This window comes from Streptomyces avidinii (assembly GCF_045161815.1).
Lineage (GTDB): Bacteria > Actinomycetota > Actinomycetes > Streptomycetales > Streptomycetaceae > Streptomyces > Streptomyces avidinii.
Genome location: NZ_CP108863.1, coordinates 5,380,804 through 5,399,089 on the forward strand (window position 1 = coordinate 5,380,804; position 18,286 = coordinate 5,399,089).

The window sequence follows — 18,286 nt, forward strand, 5'->3', positions numbered from 1 at the left end:
GGAGTGCGATCCGAGCCGCGCGTGGGTCCTTGGTCAGAGGCGGCCGGCGGCCTTCAGGGCGAGGTAGGCGTCCGCGAGAGCCGGGGCCAGGGTGTCCGGGGTGGCGTCGACCACGTGGACGCCGTGGCGGGTGAGCTGGTCGGAGGTGCGGCGGCGCTGGGACTGGGTCTGGGTGCCGGCCGCGGCCTCGTAGACCGCCTCCACCGTGCCGCGCGCGCTTGTCATGGTCGCGACATGGGGGTCGGCGACCGAAGCGAGCAGGACCGTGTGCCGCTGTGTGAGGCGGGGGAGCAGCGGGAGCAGGCCCTCTTCGATCGGGGCCGCGTCCAGGCTCGTCAGAAGGACCACCAGGGACCGGCGCGGGGCGCTGCGGAGGATGGTGGAGACCAGGGTCCTGGCGTCCGTCTCGACCAGTTCCGGCTCCAGCGGGGCCATCGCGTTGACGAACGACGGAAGGGTGTCGGCCGCCGAGCGGCCCTGGACCTGGGCGCGGGGGCGGCGGTCGTGGGCCAGGAGGTCCACGCGGTCGCCGGCGCGGGTGGCCAGGGCGGCGAGGAGCAGGGCCGCGTCCATCGCGGAGTCCAGGCGGGGGGCGTCGCCGACGCGGCCCGCCGAGGTGCGGCCGGTGTCGAGGCAGATGAGGATGTGCCGGTCGCGCTCGGGGCGCCAGGTGCGGACGGCCACCTTGTTCTGGCGGGCCGTGGCGCGCCAGTCGATGGAGCGGGTGTCGTCGCCGGGGACGTAGTCGCGGAGGCTGTCGAACTCGGTTCCCTCGCCGCGGGTCAGGACGCTGGTACGGCCGTCCAGTTCGCGCAGGCGGGCCAGCCGGGACGGCAGGTGCTTGCGGCTGGTGAAGGGCGGCAGGACGCGCACGGTCCAGGGGGACACCTGGGAGCCCTGGCGGGCCCACAGGCCCAGGGGCCCGTAGGAGCGGATCGTGACGCGGTCGGCCCGGCGGTCGCCGCGGCGGGTGGGCAGCAGCCGGGTGGTCAGGCGGCGGCGTTCGCCCGCGGGGACGACCACCTCGTGGCGGGATGCCGCGGCCTCCGTGCCCGGCACCCAGCTGCTCGGGGGCCAGGCGTCGCGGACGCGGGCCCGGAGCTTGCGGTTGCCGGGGTTGGTGACCGTGAGGTGGACGTCGGCCGGTTCGCCGAGGCGGACCGAGGTGTCGCCGGAGCGGGCCAGCAGGAGGCCGCGTACGGGCGCCGCCAGGGCGCAGTCGACCGCGCAGGCCAGTGCGATCGAGCCGTTGACCGCGAGCATCCCGGTCCAGCTCGGTTCGAGGAGGCCGACCGGGATGCTGCCGAGGGCCGCCAGCAGGGCGGCGCGTCCGGTGAGGGCCATCAGCGCGGGACGGGGACGTGGGAGAGGATCGCCGTGATGACGGCGTCGGCGGTGACTCCCTCCATCTCCGCTTCCGGGCGCAGCTGGACGCGGTGGCGCAGGGTCGGCAGGGAGAGGGCCTTGACGTCGTCGGGGGTGACGTAGTCGCGGCCGGTGAGCCAGGCCCAGGCGCGGGCGGTGGCCAGCAGGGCGGTCGCGCCGCGGGGCGAGACGCCGAGGGTGAGGGACGGCGATTCGCGGGTGGCCCGGCAGATGTCGACGACGTAGCCGGCGATCTCGGGGGAGACGGAGACCTTCGCGACGGCCCGGCGGGCGGCTTCGAGCTGGGCCGGGCCGGCGACCGGGCGGATCCCGGCGGCGTGCAGGTCGCGGGGGTTGAAGCCGGCGGCGTGGCGGGTCAGGACCCCGATCTCGTCCTCGCGGGAGGGGAGGGGGACGGTGAGCTTGAGGAGGAAGCGGTCCAGCTGGGCTTCCGGGAGGGGGTACGTGCCCTCGTACTCGACCGGGTTCATGGTGGCGGCGACGAGGAAGGGGTCGGGAAGCGCCCGCGGGGTGCCGTCGACGGTGACCTGGCGCTCCTCCATGGCCTCGAGGAGCGAGGACTGGGTCTTGGGCGGGGTCCGGTTGATCTCGTCCGCGAGGAGGAGGTTGGTGAAGACCGGGCCGTCCTGGAAGGAGAACTCGGCGGTGCGGGCGTCGTAGACGAGCGAGCCGGTGACGTCGCTCGGCATCAGGTCGGGGGTGAACTGGACGCGCTTGGTGTCGAGTTCCAGGGATGCGGCCAGAGCCCGTACGAGGAGGGTCTTGGCGACGCCGGGGACGCCTTCGAGGAGCACGTGGCCGCGGCACAGGAGCGCGACGACGAGGCCGGTGACCGCGGAGTCCTGGCCGACCACGGCCTTGCCGATCTCGGTGCGGAGCGCTTCGAGGGAAGCGCGGGCGCTGTCCGCGGTCACAGCCGTGGACTCGGTGGCCGGGTACGTCATGACGTACGGACCTCTCTTTCGAGGACGTCGAGGTGGTCGGCGAGCGCGACGAGTGCCGCGTCGTCGGAGGGGATGGGGCCGAAGAGGAGGGCGGTCACGTCCCGGGGCTCGCCCTGGAGGCGGGCGGAGACGGCCGGGACCAGTGCCACGGGGTCGTGGGCCCGGGTGTGCGGTACGCCGACCAGTGCGGCCAGGCGTTCGCGGGTGGCGGCGCGCAGCACGGTGGCGGCGCGGTCGCGGGCGTCGGCCTTGCGGTAGAGGCGGGCGCGGCCCTCGGTGGCTTCGGAGGCGCGGATGGCGACGGGGAGCTTCTCGGTGACGAGGGGGCCCAGGCGCCGGGCGCGCCAGAGGGCGGCGAGGACGGCGGCGACGAAGAGCTGGAGCAGGGCCCAGGACCAGCCGGCCGGGACGAGTTCGAGGAGGCCCTTGTCCTCGCCGGAGTCCGTGGCGGCGGGGTCGGAGTCCGCGAGGGACGGCAGGTACCAGACGAGGTCCGGGCGGGAGCCGAGGAGTTGGAGGGCGAGGGAGGCGTTGCCCTCGTCGGCGAGGTTCTTGTTGAGGAGGATCGTCTCGGAGCCGAGGAGGACGGTGTCGCCGCCGGCGGGGCCGGTGGGCAGGACGAGGAGGGTGGGGTGGCCGCCGCTGGGGTAGCAGCGGACGGCCCCGGGGAGGGCGGTGGTGTAGCGGTGGCCGCCGCCGGTGTCCGCGCGGCCTGCCGAGGTGGCGGCGGGCAGGGTGCAGCCGGGGTCGGGGCGGTCGGTGTCGGCGTCGCCCTCGGTGTGCACGCCGGGGGACAGGTCGGGAAGGCTGTGGCTGCTGGGGGCGAGCAGGACGGTGCGGCCGCCGGAGAGGTCGATGGCCGAGCGGATGACGTCGCGCTGGGTGGGTCCGAGCCGGTCGGGGTCGGTGACCAGGAGGGTGGTGCGGGGGCCGGCGGCGTCGGCGGCCTCGCGGGCCGTGGTGACGACGCGGGTGGTGACACCGCGTTCCTTGAGGAGCTCGGCGACGGCGCGGCTGCCGGCGGGGTCGGCGGAGCGGGGGTCGAGATAGCCGTGGCGGGTGCCGGAGCTGAGCACGGCCGTGGCGATGACGCCGACGGCGAGGACGGCCGTGATGGCGAGGGCGCGGCGGATCCGGCGCAGGCGGCGGGTGCGTGAGCCGCTGTCGGTGCCGGGGGTGTTGGCGGGGGCGTTGTCCGCGGACTCCCGGGCGTCGAGCGCCGGCGGGGCCGAAATCGCCGCCGGCGGGGCCGGGTTGGTCGGGCCGGTCATGCGGTGGGTCCCGTCAGCAGCGGCTTTGCGCGGTCCAGGGCGAGGTCGAGGGTGCGCAGGCGGGCGTACGTGTCGGCGTCGGCGGTGCGGCCGCCGTAGGTGACGTCGTCGAAGGTACGGGCGGCGGCGCGGAGGTCCGCGGCGTGGCCGGGGAGGGAGCGTGCCGCTTCGGCGGCGGCCTCGTCGGCGGTGCGGCCGGGGCGCGGGTCGAGCAGGGTGCGCTCCTCCAGGGAGCGGACGACGGCGCGCATGCGTTCCTGGACGGCTTCGGTCCAGCGGCCGGCGGTGGCGTGGGCCTCGGCGGCCGTGCGGTGGTCGGCGGCGCTGCGGACGCCGTCGTGGAAGAGGACGCCGGCGCCGGTGGCGACGCGGCCGGGGGTGCCGAGGCGCCACCACAGGGCGCCGCCGGCCAGGAGTACGAGGAGCAGGATCACGAGGAGGCCGATGCCGCCTCCGGGGGTCGCCCCGGAGGCGGCGTCGAGCATGTCGTCGAGCCAGTCGAAGAACCTGCGCAGGGCGCGGTCCATCAGGCTCGGGTCGTTCTCGTGGTACATCGGCTTGGACAGTTCGCGTTCGGCCGCCTCCCGGGCGGGTTCGCGCGGTGTCGTCACCGGTGGTGTCTCGGCGCTCGGCAGGAGCGCCGCGGCGCGGGTGATGAGGCCCCCCGTACTCATCATCGGTGTGTCAGCCTCCGGTCGTGCCGTAGTTCTCGAGGCCGGCGGCCCGGGCGAGCTCCAGGTCGAGTCCCTCGCGGCGGATGCGCTGGTCGACGTAGAGGAGGACGGTGACGCCGGACTGGAACGGCATGACGATGGTCTGGGCGATGATCAGGCCGATCGCGGGGAGGATGAGCATGCCCCAGTTGCCCATGTCGCTGCCGGCTTCCATCGCTTCGAGGCCGCCGCCGAAGGCGAAGATGCCGAAGAACTGGAACGGCGCGACGATCATCATCGAGATGAAGAAGGCGAGCACGCTGGTGAGCAGCGTGATGCCGAAGATGCGCCACCAGGTGTCCTTGACGAGCTTCGAGGAGCGCGCGAAGGCCTTGAGGACGGTGCTCTTCTCCAGCATCAGGGAGGGCGACGCCAGGCTGAACTTGATGCCCAGCCAGACCAGCAGCGGCAGCCAGACGAGGCCGCCGACGATGCCGAGGCCGATGCTGCCGGCGAGGACGCCGGGCAGGATCAGTACGGCGCCGAGCAGGATCGCGCCGACGGCCAGCAGCAGGGTGAGCCCAATCAGGCGCAGCAGCTGGGGGCGGGCGTCGTGCCAGGCGTCGGAGACCGAGGAGTTCTGGCCCAGTACGGCACGGCTGAAGACCATGGTGAGCATGGCGGTGACCACGATCGTCCCGAGGACCTGGATGAACTGGACCACCGCCGACGCGGCGAAGGTGCTGCCCAGGGTGTCGATCATTTCCTCGGCGCTGACGTCCTCGGAGGTGGCGACGACGAGGTCGTCCAGCATGAACTTCTGCAGGATCACGCTGATCACCTGGACGAGCGTGGCCACGACCAGGGTGATCGGCAGTACGGAGCGCCAGTGGGTGCGCATGGTGGCGACCGCGCCGTCGAGGATCTCGCCGAGGCCCAGGGGTCGCAGCGGGATCACACCGGGCTTGGCGGCGGGGGGCTGGCCCCACTGGCCGGGGCCGCCCGGGTAGCCGTACTGGGGCCCGTTCTGGCCCGCGTAGGGGCCTGTGGGCTGCTGTCCCCAGCCCGCGGCGGGCTGGGGCTGCGGCTGTGCCTGCGGGGCCTCGGGCGACTGGCCCGGGCTCGACCACTGACCGGGCGGGGGCTGCTCGGCGGACCACTTCGGGTCCCCGGCAGGCTGCGCGGGCGGTGCGGTGGGCTGCTGCGCGCCGCCGTCGGTACCCGGCCGCTCGCCGTCGGACGGAGAGGATCCGGGCGTAGCCCAGCCCGGAGAGTCGTTCATCGTCGCTCCTTCACGTGCGCCTGCTGCGGCGGGGGCGCTGGTCGCTGCCATCGTGCCACGTGGGGGGCCCGAACGGAGTAGGGGGTGGGCGGCGGATCGGGCGCTGTCGCGGGCGATCCGGGGCCGATCGTGACCGGTCGGAGGGGTCCGGGCGGTACCCGGGGTCTCCGACAGCCCGTACCTTCAATTGTCGACCCGATCAGGGGCAGACTGGTGGAGAGGATCTCCACGCAGGTCCGAGGGTCGATTTCCAGCCTTTTTGGCTGTGGGACAGCTCACCGCCGGGTAACGATTAGCTAATGGGATGATGTCAAGCATGAAGGGACGAGTCCTTGTCGTCGACGACGACACCGCGCTGGCCGAGATGCTCGGCATTGTGCTGCGTGGAGAAGGTTTTGAGCCGTCGTTCGTAGCGGACGGTGACAAGGCGCTGGCTGCCTTCCGGGAGGCGAAGCCCGACCTGGTGCTGCTGGACCTCATGCTGCCCGGAAGGGACGGCATAGAGGTGTGCAGGCTCATCCGGGCCGAGTCCGGCGTACCGATCGTCATGCTCACCGCCAAGAGCGACACGGTGGACGTCGTCGTGGGCCTGGAGTCCGGGGCCGACGACTACATCGTCAAGCCGTTCAAGCCGAAGGAGCTGGTGGCCCGTATCCGGGCCCGCCTGCGCCGCTCGGAGGAGCCCGCGCCCGAGCAGCTGGCCATCGGTGACCTGGTCATCGACGTGGCCGGGCACTCGGTCAAGCGGGACGGTGCTTCCATCGCCCTGACCCCGCTGGAGTTCGACCTGCTGGTCGCCCTCGCGCGCAAGCCCTGGCAGGTGTTCACCCGTGAGGTGCTGCTGGAGCAGGTCTGGGGCTACCGGCACGCGGCGGACACCCGCCTGGTCAACGTGCATGTGCAGCGTCTGCGCTCCAAGGTCGAGAAGGACCCGGAGCGCCCCGAGATCGTCGTGACGGTGCGTGGTGTCGGCTACAAGGCCGGACCCAGCTGACGTGCAGTCGGGCACGTCCACGTCCGGCACGTCCGGCGCGCCGGGCGCGTCCGGCCGGCCCGGCGGTGCCCGCCCGTGGCGGCTGCGCTTCGGCCGGCTGTTCCGCGGCGGACCGCCCGGCAACCGCGTCCTGCGGCTCTTCGTACGGCTGGCGCGCCGGCCGCTGCTTCCGGCTGTCCGTCTGTGGCGGCGCAACATCCAGCTGCGGGTGGTCGCCGCCACCCTGCTGATCTCGCTCGCCGTGGTCCTCGCCCTCGGTTTCGTCGTCATCGCCCAGGTCAGCAAGGGTCTCCTCGACGCCAAGGAGGAGGCGGCGCAGAGCCAGGCCGCGGGCGGGTTCGCGGTGGCGCAGGAGAAGGCCAATGCTCCGGCCACGGTCGACGGGCCCGACGCCACCGACAACAAGGTCGGCCGGGACGCCAGTACCTGGATGAACTCCCTGGTCAAGCAGTTGGCCAGTGGTGGCCAGACGGCCTTCGAGGTCGTCGCGCTCGGCGCGGGCACCGGCGAGCAGACGCTGCCCAGTGTGCAGGGCGTCAAGGGCGCCCGGGCCTCCGGCAACGTGGACCCGACCGCCAGCGTCCCGCCGGGGCTGCGCCGGGCCGTCAACCACGCCACCGGCGCCTTCAAGACCTTCTCCGAGATCCGCTACACGAGCGGGGACGGGAAGAAGGAACCCGAGCCGGCGCTCGTCATCGGCAAGCGGCTCTCGGACATCAATGGTGACCCGTACGACCTGTACTACCTCTTCCCGCTCACGCAGGAGGAGGAGTCCCTCAACCTGATCAAGGTCACCATCGTGACCGCGGGCATGTTCGTCGTCGTCCTGCTCTGCGGCATCGCCTGGCTCGTCGTGCGCCAGGTGGTGACCCCGGTCCGGATGGCCGCCGGGATCGCCGAGCGGCTCTCGGCCGGGCGGCTCCAGGAGCGGATGAAGGTCACCGGCGAGGACGACATCGCGCGGCTGGGCGAGGCCTTCAACAAGATGGCGCAGAACCTCCAGAACAAGATCCAGCAGCTGGAGGAGCTGTCCCGGATGCAGCGCCGGTTCGTCTCGGACGTCTCGCACGAGCTGCGCACCCCGCTGACGACCGTACGGATGGCCGCCGACGTCATCCACGACGCGCGGGTCGACTTCGACCCGATCACCGCGCGCTCCGCCGAGCTGCTCGCCGGTCAGCTCGACCGGTTCGAGTCGCTCCTGGCCGACCTGCTGGAGATCAGCCGCTTCGACGCCGGTGCGGCGGCCCTGGAGGCCGAGCCCATCGACCTGCGCGACGTCGTGCGCCGGGTCATCGACGGCGCCGAGCCGCTCGCCGAGCACAAGGGCACCCGGATCCGGGTCCTGGGCGACACCCAGCCCGTCATCGCCGAGGCCGACGCGCGCCGGGTGGAGCGGGTGCTGCGCAATCTCGTCGTCAACGCCGTGGAGCACGGCGAGGGGCGGGACGTGGTGGTCCGGCTGGCGTCCGCGGGCGGGGCCGTCGCCGTCGCCGTACGGGACTACGGGGTCGGGCTGAAGCCCGGCGAGGCCACCCGCGTGTTCAACCGCTTCTGGCGGGCCGACCCGGCGCGGGCGCGCACGACCGGCGGGACCGGCCTCGGCCTGTCCATCGCCGTCGAGGACGCCCGGCTGCACGGGGGCTGGCTGCAGGCCTGGGGCGAGCCGGGCGGCGGCTCGCAGTTCCGGCTGACGCTGCCGCGCACGGCCGACGAGCCGCTGCGGGGCTCGCCGATCCCGCTGGAGCCCGAGGACTCCCGGGCCAACCGGGCCAGGGCCGTCGCCGAGGCGCAGGCCGCGGGCAGCGCCTCGGGCCGTACGCCCTCCGACGGCGGCGACCGCTCGCCGATACCGCCGCGCTCGGCCGTCGCCGGAGCGATGCCGGTACCCGCCGACCCGACGGCCCTGCCGGGGAACGGGGCCCGGGTCGTGGCCCGCCCGGCCGACCAGGCACAACAGGAGGACCGAGCCGATGGACGCTGAGCCCTTGGACGCGTGGGCCGGGCGTGCGCGGGTGCGGCGCCGGCGGCTGCGCATCGTACGGGCGTACGCCTTCGGCACGGCCGGGCTGCTGCTGGCCGGCTGCGCGTCGATGCCCGACCACGGGGAGATCCGCCCGGTGGAGGCCTCGCAGGGCGTCGACTCGCAGGTGCGGGTGTTCGGTGTGCCGCCGGCCGACAAGGCCACCCCGGCGGAGATCGTCGACGGCTTCCTGGAGGCGATGACCAGCGACGACCCGCAGCTGGAGACCGCCCGCAAGTACCTCACCGAGGAGGCCGCGAAGAGCTGGCGGCCCGGCTCCGCCGTCACCGTGCTCTCCTCCGGACTGAACCGGGTTCCGACGCGGGGCGAGAAGGATCCCGAGGGGCCCAGCTGGAAGGTGACCGGCAAGAAGCTGGCGACCGTGGACGAGCGCAGCGCGTACCAGCCGGAGACCGGCGACGTGCAGTACGAGGAGTTCCTCCAGCTCGTCCAGGACGACGAGAAGCAGTGGCGGATCTCGAAGCCGCCCAGCGGCCTCGTGCTCAGCGAGTCGGACTTCCAGCGCATCTACATGCCGGTCAACAAGTACTACTTCGCGGCCGGCACGCTCGTCGCCGACCCCGTCTACGTGCGCCAGCGCACCGACCCGGACTCGCGGATGGACCCGACCACGCAGACCGTGCAGTCGCTGCTCGCGGGGCCGTCCCGTTGGCTCGGCCCCGTCGTCGAGTCGAGTTTCCCCACGGGCACCGAACTGCGTCCGGGCACCAAGTCCCTTTCGTACGACGGCCAGAACACGCTGCGCGTGCCGCTCAACGACAAGGCGGACAATGTCGCGCAGCCGCAGTGCAAGAAGATGGCCGCCCAACTCCTGTACACGGTGAAGGAGCTGACGGGCTCTCGGCTCGACCAGGTCGAACTGCTGCGCGCCGACGACAAGTCGTCCTCGCTGTGCTCGGTGACCGAGGTGAGCGCGGCCGCCATCGCGGGTCGGCCCGCGATCCCCGAGTACCAGTACTTCGTCGACGGCGAGAAGCGGCTGGTCCGGATGAAGCTGGACACGCACAGCGAGGACCAGCAGGCCAAGCCCGAGCCGGTGCCGGGGCCGCTGACCACGCCCCCCGCCTTCAAGGTCAGCTCGGCGGCCGTGACCTACGACGAGCGGCGCGCGGCCGTGGTGTCCGAGGACGGGCACGGGCTGACCGTCGTCCCGCTGGTCGGCGGCGGTCCCATGCCGCAGCCGATGCCGATCGGCAGGGGCGGCAAGGCGGCGACGCTGACCGCGCCCAGCTGGGACGCGGCGGGCGACCTGTGGGTCGCGGACCGCGATCCGCAGAACGTCGCGCTGTGGCGGGTCCCGGGTGGGGCCGGGACTCCCGAGAAGGTGCAGGTGGCCGGGCTCGGCGACGGGAAGATCACCTCGCTGAAGGCGTCCCCCGACGGGGTGCGGATCGCACTGCTCGTGGAGCGGGACGGCCACAAGAAGCTGTACGTCGGGCGGATCGAACGGCCCGACGGCAAGAGCGACTCCTCGGCGGTGTCGGTGCGCGAGCTGCGCGAGGCGGCTCCGCAGATGGTGGACGTGACGACGATGAGCTGGGCGCCGCGCGGGCGGCTGCTCGTCGTGGGCCGGGAGAACGGCGGTGTCCAGCAGGCCCGCTACATGCTGGCCGACGGCTCGATGGTCGCGGCGAGCCTGCCCGGGGCCACCGGGCTGTCCGAGGTCGCGGTGGCGGCCACGGAGGACGAGGCGAAGCCGAAGCCGGTGGTCGCGTACTCGGAGGACGGCATCGTGTGGCTGCCGCCGGGTGCCCAGTGGCGCACGGTGGCGGCGGACGGCCGGGCTCCGGTGTACCCGGGCTGACCTGCGGCCGCGCGGAACGGTGGGCCGGCCGGTGGCCGGGGCGGCCGGGTCGGCCCGTCGTTGGGTCGGCCGGTCGTCGAGGCGGTCACCGGCCGTTCGCGCGGCTGTCCACAGGGGTGGCGGGCCGCGGTCCGGCCCGCCAGTGTGGAGCCATGCGGGGGTGGTGGCAGGAACTCGCCGGGCTGGTCCTGCCGGTCGACTGCGCCGGCTGCGGAGCGGTGCGGGTGCTGGTGTGCGCCGGGTGCCGGGAGGCGCTGGGCGGGGCCGCGGCGGGTCCGGTGCGGCCGTCTCCGCGGCCTGTGGGCCTGCCCGCGGTGTGGGCCGCCGCCGTCTACGACGGGGGCGTACGGAGCCTCCTGCTGGCGCACAAGGAGCGCGGGGCGCTGCCGCTGGCGGGGGTGCTCGGCGCTGCCCTGGCGGCGGCCGTCCTGGCGGGCGGGACGGGTGGCCCCGGCGAGGCGGGCGAGGTGGCCCTGGTGCCCGTCCCGTCGGCCCGGCGGCAGGTACGGGCGCGCGGGCACGATCCGGCGCGCAGGATCGCCCTGGCGGCCGCGGGGCGGCTGCGGCGGGCCGGTGTTCCCGCGCGCGTGGCTCCCGTACTGGGGCTGCGGCGGGCGGTGGCGGACCAGGCGGGCCTGGGTGCCCGGCAGCGCCGGGAGAACCTCACGGGGGCGCTGGCGGTGCGCCGCGGCGGGCGGCGGCTCACCGACGGGGCCCGGATCGTGCTGGTGGACGACCTGATCACCACCGGGGCGACGCTGGCGGAGGCGGCCCGCGCGGTGCACGCCGCGGGCGCGGGGGCGGTGCTGCGGGCAGCGGTGGTGGCCGCGCCGGCGGACTCCTTCAGACGGATCGGACGGGTGCCACGCGATTGAGCAACTCGCACAGAAGAAAAATCCGTGTGAATAGATTTGGAACTGGCGGGGAAGGCCCATCGTTGCAGGTAGTACGAGGGAACAGCCACTTCGCCGGAAGTACATCCCGGTAGCGGGTGCCGACAACCGCCATAGAGGGATATGTTCGGTTGTAAGGAACTCAGGAGGCTGTCTCTCGACTCCGAAGTCGGTGGGGTGTTGATCTTGCCGATGGGGGAGGAGGAGGTGAAAGTCGCCAAGTCCGAGGCTCCGGCCTTCACCGGAGTCTGGTGCGAAAGGGAGACGCTTCGCCCCATCGGGCGGAGCTATCCGGGAACGGAGTTCTGCGTGGACATCGTCGTCAAGGGCCGCAAGACCGAGGTGCCCGAGCGGTTCCGCAAGCACGTGGCCGAGAAGCTGAATCCGGAGCGGATCCAGAAGCTCGACGCCAAGGTGATCAGCTTGGACGTCGAGGTGTCCAAGGAGCACAACCCGCGCCAGGCCGACCGTTCCGACCGCGTGGAGATCACCCTGCATTCGCGGGGCCCGGTGATCCGTGCCGAGGCCGCCGCCGCCGACGCGTATGCGGCGCTCGACCTGGCTCAGGACAAGCTGGAGGCCCGGCTGCGCAAGCAGCACGACAAGCGCTACACCCGCCGCGGCAGCGGCCGGATCCCGGCGGCAGAGGTCGCCGACGTGGTGCCGGGCGTGGCCTCGCTGAACGGCAGCGGCCAGCCGGTGTCGGAGGAGAAGACGGACGGGGTACCGATCACCCGGATCGGATCCATCGAGGTGCAGGGCGAAGGCCCGCTCATCGTCCGCGAGAAGACCCACTCGGCCGCCCCCATGTCGCTCGACCAGGCTCTGTACGAGATGGAACTGGTCGGCCACGACTTCTATCTGTTCGTCGACTCCGAGACGAAGCTGCCCAGTGTTGTCTACCGCCGTCATGCCTATGACTACGGCGTCATCCACGTGAACCCCGACGGGGCCTCCAGCTCGGAGGAGCCGCGGGGCGGCGCCGGTGGCGCGCTCGGCGGCTGAGGCCGAGCACCATCCGTTCGGTGCCCCCGCGCAGGCGCTCAGGCGCCCGCGCGGGGGCACCTGCATGACGCGTATGCGACGGGTATGCGCCAGGTGGCTCACTTATGGCCCCCGCGCCGTGGTGCGGGCATGGAATCATGGCGTGCAGTCAACCGGCTGCGGTGTGTGTCCGGTTGGCCCAGCAGCTGAGCACATGCAGGGGGAGGAACGATGGCGGACAGCTTCGGGCCGGTGCGCGGGGACGACGGCGTCGCGGGCTGCCGCGGGACGGACCCGTCGGCGGAGCCCGCCGGGGAACCCATCAGGGTGCTCGTGGTGGACGACCACGCGCTCTTCCGGCGGGGACTGGAGATCGTCCTCGCCCAGGAGGAGGACATCCAGGTCGTCGGCGAGGCGGGGGACGGGGCGGAGGCCGTGGACAAGGCGGCCGATCTGCTTCCGGACATCGTGCTGATGGACGTGCGGATGCCCCGGCGCGGCGGGATCGAGGCGTGCACCTCGATCAAGGAGGTGGCCCCCTCCGCGAAGATCATCATGCTGACGATCAGCGACGAGGAGGCGGACCTCTACGACGCGATCAAGGCGGGTGCGACGGGGTATCTCCTGAAGGAGATCTCGACGGACGAGGTGGCCACGGCGATCCGGGCGGTGGCGGACGGACAGTCCCAGATCAGTCCGTCGATGGCGTCGAAACTCCTCACCGAGTTCAAATCGATGATCCAGCGGACCGACGAGCGGCGGCTGGTGCCCGCGCCGAGACTCACGGACCGCGAACTGGAGGTCCTGAAACTGGTGGCCACCGGTATGAACAACCGCGATATCGCGAAGGAGTTGTTCATTTCCGAGAACACCGTGAAGAACCACGTCCGCAACATCCTGGAGAAGCTCCAGCTGCACTCCAGGATGGAGGCCGTGGTCTACGCGATGCGGGAAAAGATCCTCGAAATCCGCTAGGTCGCGGGCCGAACATGCGCGGGAACGCGCGCTAGAGCGCGGCCAGTTCCGCGGTGACGGCGGCCGCCTCCGCGGGCGAGCTCGCCCGCTCGACGCGTACGTCCTCGCAGCCCACCCATTCCGCCGCCTCCCGCAGGGCCCGCGCCATCGGGCCCGCGGCCTTCGGCGAGGTCAGGGAGAGCTGCCGGGCCACCAGCGTGCGGCCCTCGCGCGCCGGGTCGACGCGGCCCTGGAGCAGGCCGCCCGCCAGGAGCGGCATCGCGAAGTACCCGTGTATCCGCTTCGGCTTGGGGACGTACGCCTCCAGGCGGTGCGTGAAACCGAAGATCCGCTCCGTCCGGGGACGGTCCCAGACCAGGGAGTCGAAGGGCGAGAGCAGCGTCGTGCGGTGGCGGCCCCTGGGAGCCTCCGCGAGAGCCGCCGGGTCCGCCCACGCCGGCTTCGACCAGCCCTCCACCTCGACCGGGACCAGCCCGGAGTCCGCGACCACCGCGTCGAACTGCTCGCCCTTGAGGCGGTGGTAGTCCGCGATGTCGGCGCGGGTGCCGACCCCCAGGGAACGGCCGGCCAGGGCGACCAGGCGCCGTACGCACTCGCGGTCGTCCAGGTCGTCATGGAGCAGCGCGTCGGGGACGGCGCGCTCGGGCAGGTCGTAGACCCGCTTCCAGCCGCGGCGCTCGCTGCACACCACCTCGCCGGTGTCGAGGAGCCACTCGACCGCGATCTTGGTCTCGGACCACTCGAACCACTCGCCGCCGTTCTTGGCGCCGCCCAGCTCGGTGGAGGTGAGCGGGCCGTCGGACCGCAGCCGGTCCAGCACCGACCGCGTCGAGCGCTCCTTGTCCTGGAGGACGTGCCAGCGGTGGCCGCGCACCCGGTTGGCCCGGCGGCGGAAGGCGAAATGCGGCCATTCCTCGATGGGCAGGATGCAGGCCGCGTGCGACCAGTACTCGAAGGCGTGCCGGTCCGACCAGTACGCCTTCTCCACGGTGTCCCGGCCGACCGCGCCCAGGCGCGCGTACGGGATCAGCTCGTGCGAGCGGGCCAGGACCGAGATCGTGTCCAGCTGCACGGCGCCCAGGTGGCGCAGGACCCCGCGGACCCCGCCGCGGCGGTCGGGCGCGCCGAGGAAGCCCTGTGCGCGCAGGGCGATGCGGCGGGCCTCGTCGGCGGACAGCGAGAGAGAGGTGGTGCCCGTGGTCATGCCCGTAGTCATCCTCGAAGACTAGGACGTGCCACTGACAGCGGGCAGGTACGGCAGTCGCGAGGGCAGGCCCAGGTCGGAGGGGAGCAGGGAGCCGACCCAGCAGTCGCGGGAGGTGCCGCGCTGCTCGATGCCGGCCCGCAGGAGGCCCTCGATCCGGAAGCCGGCCTTCTCGGCGACGGCGCGGGAGCCCGCGTTGCCCACCTCGCCACGCCATTCCAGCCGTACGACGCCCCGCTCGGTGAAGGCCCAGCGGGCGACGGCCAGGACCGCCTCGGTGACGTAGCCCCGGCCGCGGTGTTCCTTGGCCGCCCAGTACCCGACCTCGTGGCTCGCGTAGCTGTTGCGGCCCTGGACGTGCATGCCGACGGACGCGACCAGGGGGCCCTCGGCCCCGAGGCGTACGGCGAAGGGGAAGGCCGTGCCCTCGCGCCAGCCGGTCGGGCCGATCTCGTTCACGAAGGCGTGCGCGTCCTCCCGCCTGTAAGGGGAGGGGACCAGCGTCCAGCGCTGGATTTCGGGGTCCTGCGCGGCGGCGTACACCTCGTCCTCGTCGGACGGGACGAAAGGCCGCAATACCAACCGGTCCGTGCTGAGTGTGGTGGGCTCCATGAACGAATTCTGCTGCCGCCCGGATGCCCGGGGCGAACAATTTTCGGTAATCCCTCCGGGCGATGCGGCACCTTCGGTGTCCCCCGTACGTTCTCAATCCGGGCACCCGTGCCCTCACGGGAACGGCGGACCTCCCGACGCGGCCACGTCCTCGCTTACGATGGCCGTTGCGGTGGGGCCCACCTGCCGTGCCCGTGTACGTACAGTGCCCAGGCCCGACCGGCAAGGAGACAAACCTCGGTGTCCGTCTTCAACAAGCTCATGCGTGCAGGCGAAGGCAAGATCCTGCGCAAACTGCACCGCATCGCGGACCAGGTCAACTCCATCGAAGAGGACTTCATCAACCTCTCCGACGCCGAGTTGCGAGCGCTCACGGACGAGTACAAGCAGCGTTTCCAGGACGGCGAGAGCCTGGACGACCTGCTGCCCGAGGCCTTCGCGACCGTACGCGAGGCGGCGAAGCGCGTCCTCGGTCAGCGGCACTACGACGTCCAGATCATGGGTGGCGCGGCGCTGCACCTCGGCCACGTGGCCGAGATGAAGACCGGTGAGGGCAAGACCCTCGTCGGCACGCTCCCCGCGTACCTGAACGCGCTGTCCGGCAAGGGCGTCCACCTGATCACGGTGAACGACTACCTCGCCGAGCGCGACTCCGAGCTGATGGGCCGGGTGCACAAGTTCCTCGGCCTGGAGGTCGGCTGCATCCTGGCGAACATGTCGCCGGCCCAGCGCCGCGAGCAGTACAACTGCGACATCACCTACGGCACGAACAACGAGTTCGGCTTCGACTACCTGCGCGACAACATGGCGTGGTCCCAGGACGAGCTCGTCCAGCGCGGCCACAACTTCGCCGTGGTCGACGAGGTCGACTCGATCCTGGTCGACGAGGCCCGTACCCCGCTGATCATCTCCGGCCCGGCCGACCAGGCCACGAAGTGGTACGGCGACTTCGCGAAGCTGGTGACCCGCCTGACCAGGGGCGAGGCCGGCCAGCCGCTGAAGGGCATCGAGGAGACCGGCGACTACGAGGTCGACGAGAAGAAGCGCACCGTCGCCATCCACGAGTCCGGCGTCGCCAAGGTCGAGGACTGGCTCGGCATCGAGAACCTCTACGAGTCGGTGAACACCCCGCTCGTCGGTTACCTCAACAACGCGATCAAGGCCAAGGAGCTCTTCAAGAACGACAAGGACTACGTCGTCATCGACGGCGAAGTCATGATCGTCGACGAGCACACCGGCCGTATCCTCGCCGGCCGCCGCTACAACGAGGGCATGCACCAGGCGATCGAGGCGAAGGAAGGGGTGGACATCAAGGACGAGAACCAGACCCTCGCCACGATCACCCTGCAGAACTTCTTCCGCCTCTACTCCAAGCTGTCGGGCATGACCGGTACGGCCATGACCGAGGCCGCCGAGTTCCACCAGATCTACAAGCTCGGCGTCGTCCCGATCCCGACCAACCGCGACATGGTCCGCAAGGACCAGCCGGACCTGATCTACCGGACCGAGGTCGCGAAGTTCGCCGCCGTCGTCGACGACATCGCGGAGAAGCACGAGAAGGGCCAGCCGATCCTCGTCGGTACGACGTCGGTCGAGAAGTCCGAGTACCTCTCCCAGCAGCTCTCCAAGCGCGGCATCCCGCACGAGGTGCTCAACGCCAAGCAGCACGACCGTGAGGCGACGATCGTCGCCCAGGCCGGCCGCCGGGGCGCGGTCACCGTCGCCACGAACATGGCCGGCCGTGGTACCGACATCAAGCTCGGCGGCAACCCGGACGACCTCGCCGAGGCCGAGCTGCGCCAGCAGGGCCTGGACCCGGAGGAGCACATCGAGGAGTGGGCGCACGCCCTTCCCTCGGCGCTCACCCGCGCCGAGGCCGCGGTGAAGGCGGAGTTCGAGGAGGTCAAGGACCTCGGCGGGCTGTACGTGCTGGGCACCGAGCGCCACGAGTCGCGCCGTATCGACAACCAGCTGCGCGGCCGCTCCGGCCGACAGGGCGACCCGGGCGAGTCCCGCTTCTACCTGTCGCTGGGCGACGACCTGATGCGCCTGTTCAAGGCGCAGATGGTCGAGCGCGTCATGGCGATGGCGAACGTCCCGGACGACGTGCCGATCGAGAACAAGATGGTGACGCGCGCGATCGCGTCGGCCCAGTCGCAGGTCGAGACCCAGAACTTCGAGACGCGCAAGAACGTCCTGAAGTACGACGAGGTCCTCAACAGCCAGCGCGAGGTCATCTACGGCGAGCGCCGCCGCGTCCTGGAGGGCGAGGACCTCCAGGAGCAGGTCCGCTTCATGATGGACGACACCATCGACGCGTACATCGCGGCCGAGACGGTCGAGGGCTTCGCCGAGGAGTGGGACCTGGAGCGGCTGTGGAGCGCCTTCCGGCAGCTCTACCCGGTGAAGGTCACCATCGAGGAGCTGGAGGAGGCCGCGGGCGACCGAGCGGGCATCACCGCCGAGTTCATCGCGGAGTCCGTCAAGGACGACATCCACGAGCAGTACGAGACCCGCGAGAAGACGCTCGGCTCCGAGATCATGCGTGAACTGGAGCGGCGCGTGGTCCTGTCGGTGCTCGACCGCAAGTGGCGAGAGCACCTGTACGAGATGGACTACCTGCAGGAGGGCATCGGCCTGCGGGCCATGGCCCAGAAGGACCCGCTGGTCGAGTACCAGCGCGAGGGCTTCGACATGTTCAACGCCATGCAGGAGGGCATCAAGGAGGAGTCCGTCGGCTACCTGTTCAACCTGGAGGTCCAGGTCGAGCAGCAGGTCGAGGAGCTTCCGGTGCAGGACGTGGCGCCTTCGCTGACGAAGGAGCCGGCGGGTGCGCGTCCGGAGATCCGGGCGAAGGGGCTGGACGCTCCGCAGCGGCCGGACCGGCTGCACTTCTCGGCGCCGACGGTGGACGGGGAGGGCGGTGTCATCGAGGGCGACTTCGACAGTGACGCCGTCGGTGGCGAGGGTGACGGGATGACGCGGGCGGAGCGGCGCAAGGCGCAGAAGGCTGCCGGTGGGCGTCGTCGGAAGAAGTAACCCGGCGTTGCCGCTGGGCTGAGGGCGAGCTGTCGGCCGGGGCCGGACACCGTGGGGTGTCCGGCCCCGGCCGCGTTGTGCGGCGCCGTGCGGTGCCGTGTGCGGCGCCGTTGCCGGGGCTCCGCCCCGGACCCCGCGCCTCAAACGCCGGCGGGGCTGGAGTGGTGCGGCGGGGGTGGAGTGGTGCGGCGGGGCCGGGGT

At 72.1% G+C, this 18,286-nt stretch carries 14 protein-coding genes; 7 read left to right on the forward strand and 7 right to left on the reverse strand.

Going from position 1 to position 18,286, the window contains the following annotated elements:
- Positions 1-33 precede the first annotated feature (33 nt).
- The 5 genes from OG373_RS24125 to OG373_RS24145 are packed head-to-tail and all read right to left on the reverse strand — an operon-like array spanning position 34 to position 5,536.
- The gene (locus OG373_RS24125; RefSeq protein WP_405440240.1) at positions 34-1,344 is read right to left on the reverse strand and encodes a DUF58 domain-containing protein; all 1,311 of its coding nucleotides are present in this window, start codon (positions 1,342-1,344) and stop codon (positions 34-36) included.
- Positions 1,344-2,330 (reverse strand): MoxR family ATPase, encoded by a 987-nt coding sequence (locus tag OG373_RS24130; RefSeq protein ID WP_189973355.1) that lies wholly within the window; start codon positions 2,328-2,330, stop codon positions 1,344-1,346. The genes OG373_RS24125 and OG373_RS24130 overlap by 1 nt, the downstream gene beginning before the upstream one ends.
- Positions 2,327-3,601, reverse strand: a complete 1,275-nt coding sequence (locus tag OG373_RS24135; protein ID WP_405440243.1) for a DUF4350 domain-containing protein — start codon at positions 3,599-3,601, stop codon at positions 2,327-2,329. Before OG373_RS24135 ends, OG373_RS24130 begins: the two co-directional genes overlap by 4 nt.
- Positions 3,598-4,278, reverse strand: a complete 681-nt coding sequence (locus tag OG373_RS24140; RefSeq protein ID WP_405440246.1) for a DUF4129 domain-containing protein — start codon at positions 4,276-4,278, stop codon at positions 3,598-3,600. Before OG373_RS24140 ends, OG373_RS24135 begins: the two co-directional genes overlap by 4 nt.
- Positions 4,279-4,285: 7 nt before the next feature.
- A complete protein-coding gene (locus OG373_RS24145) occupies positions 4,286-5,536 on the reverse strand; it encodes a hypothetical protein (RefSeq protein WP_405440248.1) in 1,251 nt (416 codons plus the stop codon).
- A 304-nt stretch (positions 5,537-5,840) separates the two neighbouring features.
- Between OG373_RS24145 and mtrA the strand changes: the two genes are divergently transcribed.
- From mtrA to OG373_RS24175, 6 genes are all read left to right on the forward strand, one after another.
- Positions 5,841-6,530 carry a two-component system response regulator MtrA gene (mtrA, locus tag OG373_RS24150; RefSeq protein ID WP_189973359.1) on the forward strand — a complete coding sequence of 230 codons (690 nt, stop codon included), beginning with the start codon at positions 5,841-5,843 and terminating at the stop codon, positions 6,528-6,530.
- 1 nt (position 6,531) lies between these two features.
- Entirely contained in the window at positions 6,532-8,514 is a 1,983-nt protein-coding gene (gene mtrB, locus OG373_RS24155; RefSeq protein WP_405440252.1) for an MtrAB system histidine kinase MtrB, read from the forward strand.
- Positions 8,504-10,378 (forward strand): LpqB family beta-propeller domain-containing protein, encoded by a 1,875-nt coding sequence (locus OG373_RS24160; RefSeq protein WP_405440255.1) that lies wholly within the window; start codon positions 8,504-8,506, stop codon positions 10,376-10,378. The genes mtrB and OG373_RS24160 overlap by 11 nt, the downstream gene beginning before the upstream one ends.
- Positions 10,379-10,530: 152 nt before the next feature.
- Positions 10,531-11,253 (forward strand): ComF family protein, encoded by a 723-nt coding sequence (locus OG373_RS24165; RefSeq protein ID WP_405440258.1) that lies wholly within the window; start codon positions 10,531-10,533, stop codon positions 11,251-11,253.
- Between the two features lie 327 nt (positions 11,254-11,580).
- Positions 11,581-12,276, forward strand: coding sequence for a ribosome hibernation-promoting factor, HPF/YfiA family (gene hpf / locus OG373_RS24170; RefSeq protein WP_229920793.1), 696 nt, complete (start codon positions 11,581-11,583; stop codon positions 12,274-12,276).
- Between the two features lie 210 nt (positions 12,277-12,486).
- A complete protein-coding gene (locus OG373_RS24175; RefSeq protein WP_397730902.1) occupies positions 12,487-13,230 on the forward strand; it encodes a response regulator in 744 nt (247 codons plus the stop codon).
- A gap of 31 nt (positions 13,231-13,261) precedes the next feature.
- On the opposite strand, the gene OG373_RS24180 is transcribed toward OG373_RS24175, so the two are convergent.
- Both OG373_RS24180 and OG373_RS24185 read right to left on the reverse strand, forming a co-directional pair.
- Positions 13,262-14,446 (reverse strand): winged helix-turn-helix domain-containing protein, encoded by a 1,185-nt coding sequence (locus tag OG373_RS24180; protein ID WP_405440261.1) that lies wholly within the window; start codon positions 14,444-14,446, stop codon positions 13,262-13,264.
- A 9-nt stretch (positions 14,447-14,455) separates the two neighbouring features.
- Positions 14,456-15,046, reverse strand: coding sequence for a GNAT family N-acetyltransferase (locus OG373_RS24185; protein ID WP_405440263.1), 591 nt, complete (start codon positions 15,044-15,046; stop codon positions 14,456-14,458).
- A 240-nt stretch (positions 15,047-15,286) separates the two neighbouring features.
- Between OG373_RS24185 and secA the strand changes: the two genes are divergently transcribed.
- Positions 15,287-18,085, forward strand: coding sequence for a preprotein translocase subunit SecA (secA, locus tag OG373_RS24190; RefSeq protein WP_405440265.1), 2,799 nt, complete (start codon positions 15,287-15,289; stop codon positions 18,083-18,085).
- Positions 18,086-18,286: the final 201 nt, after the last annotated feature.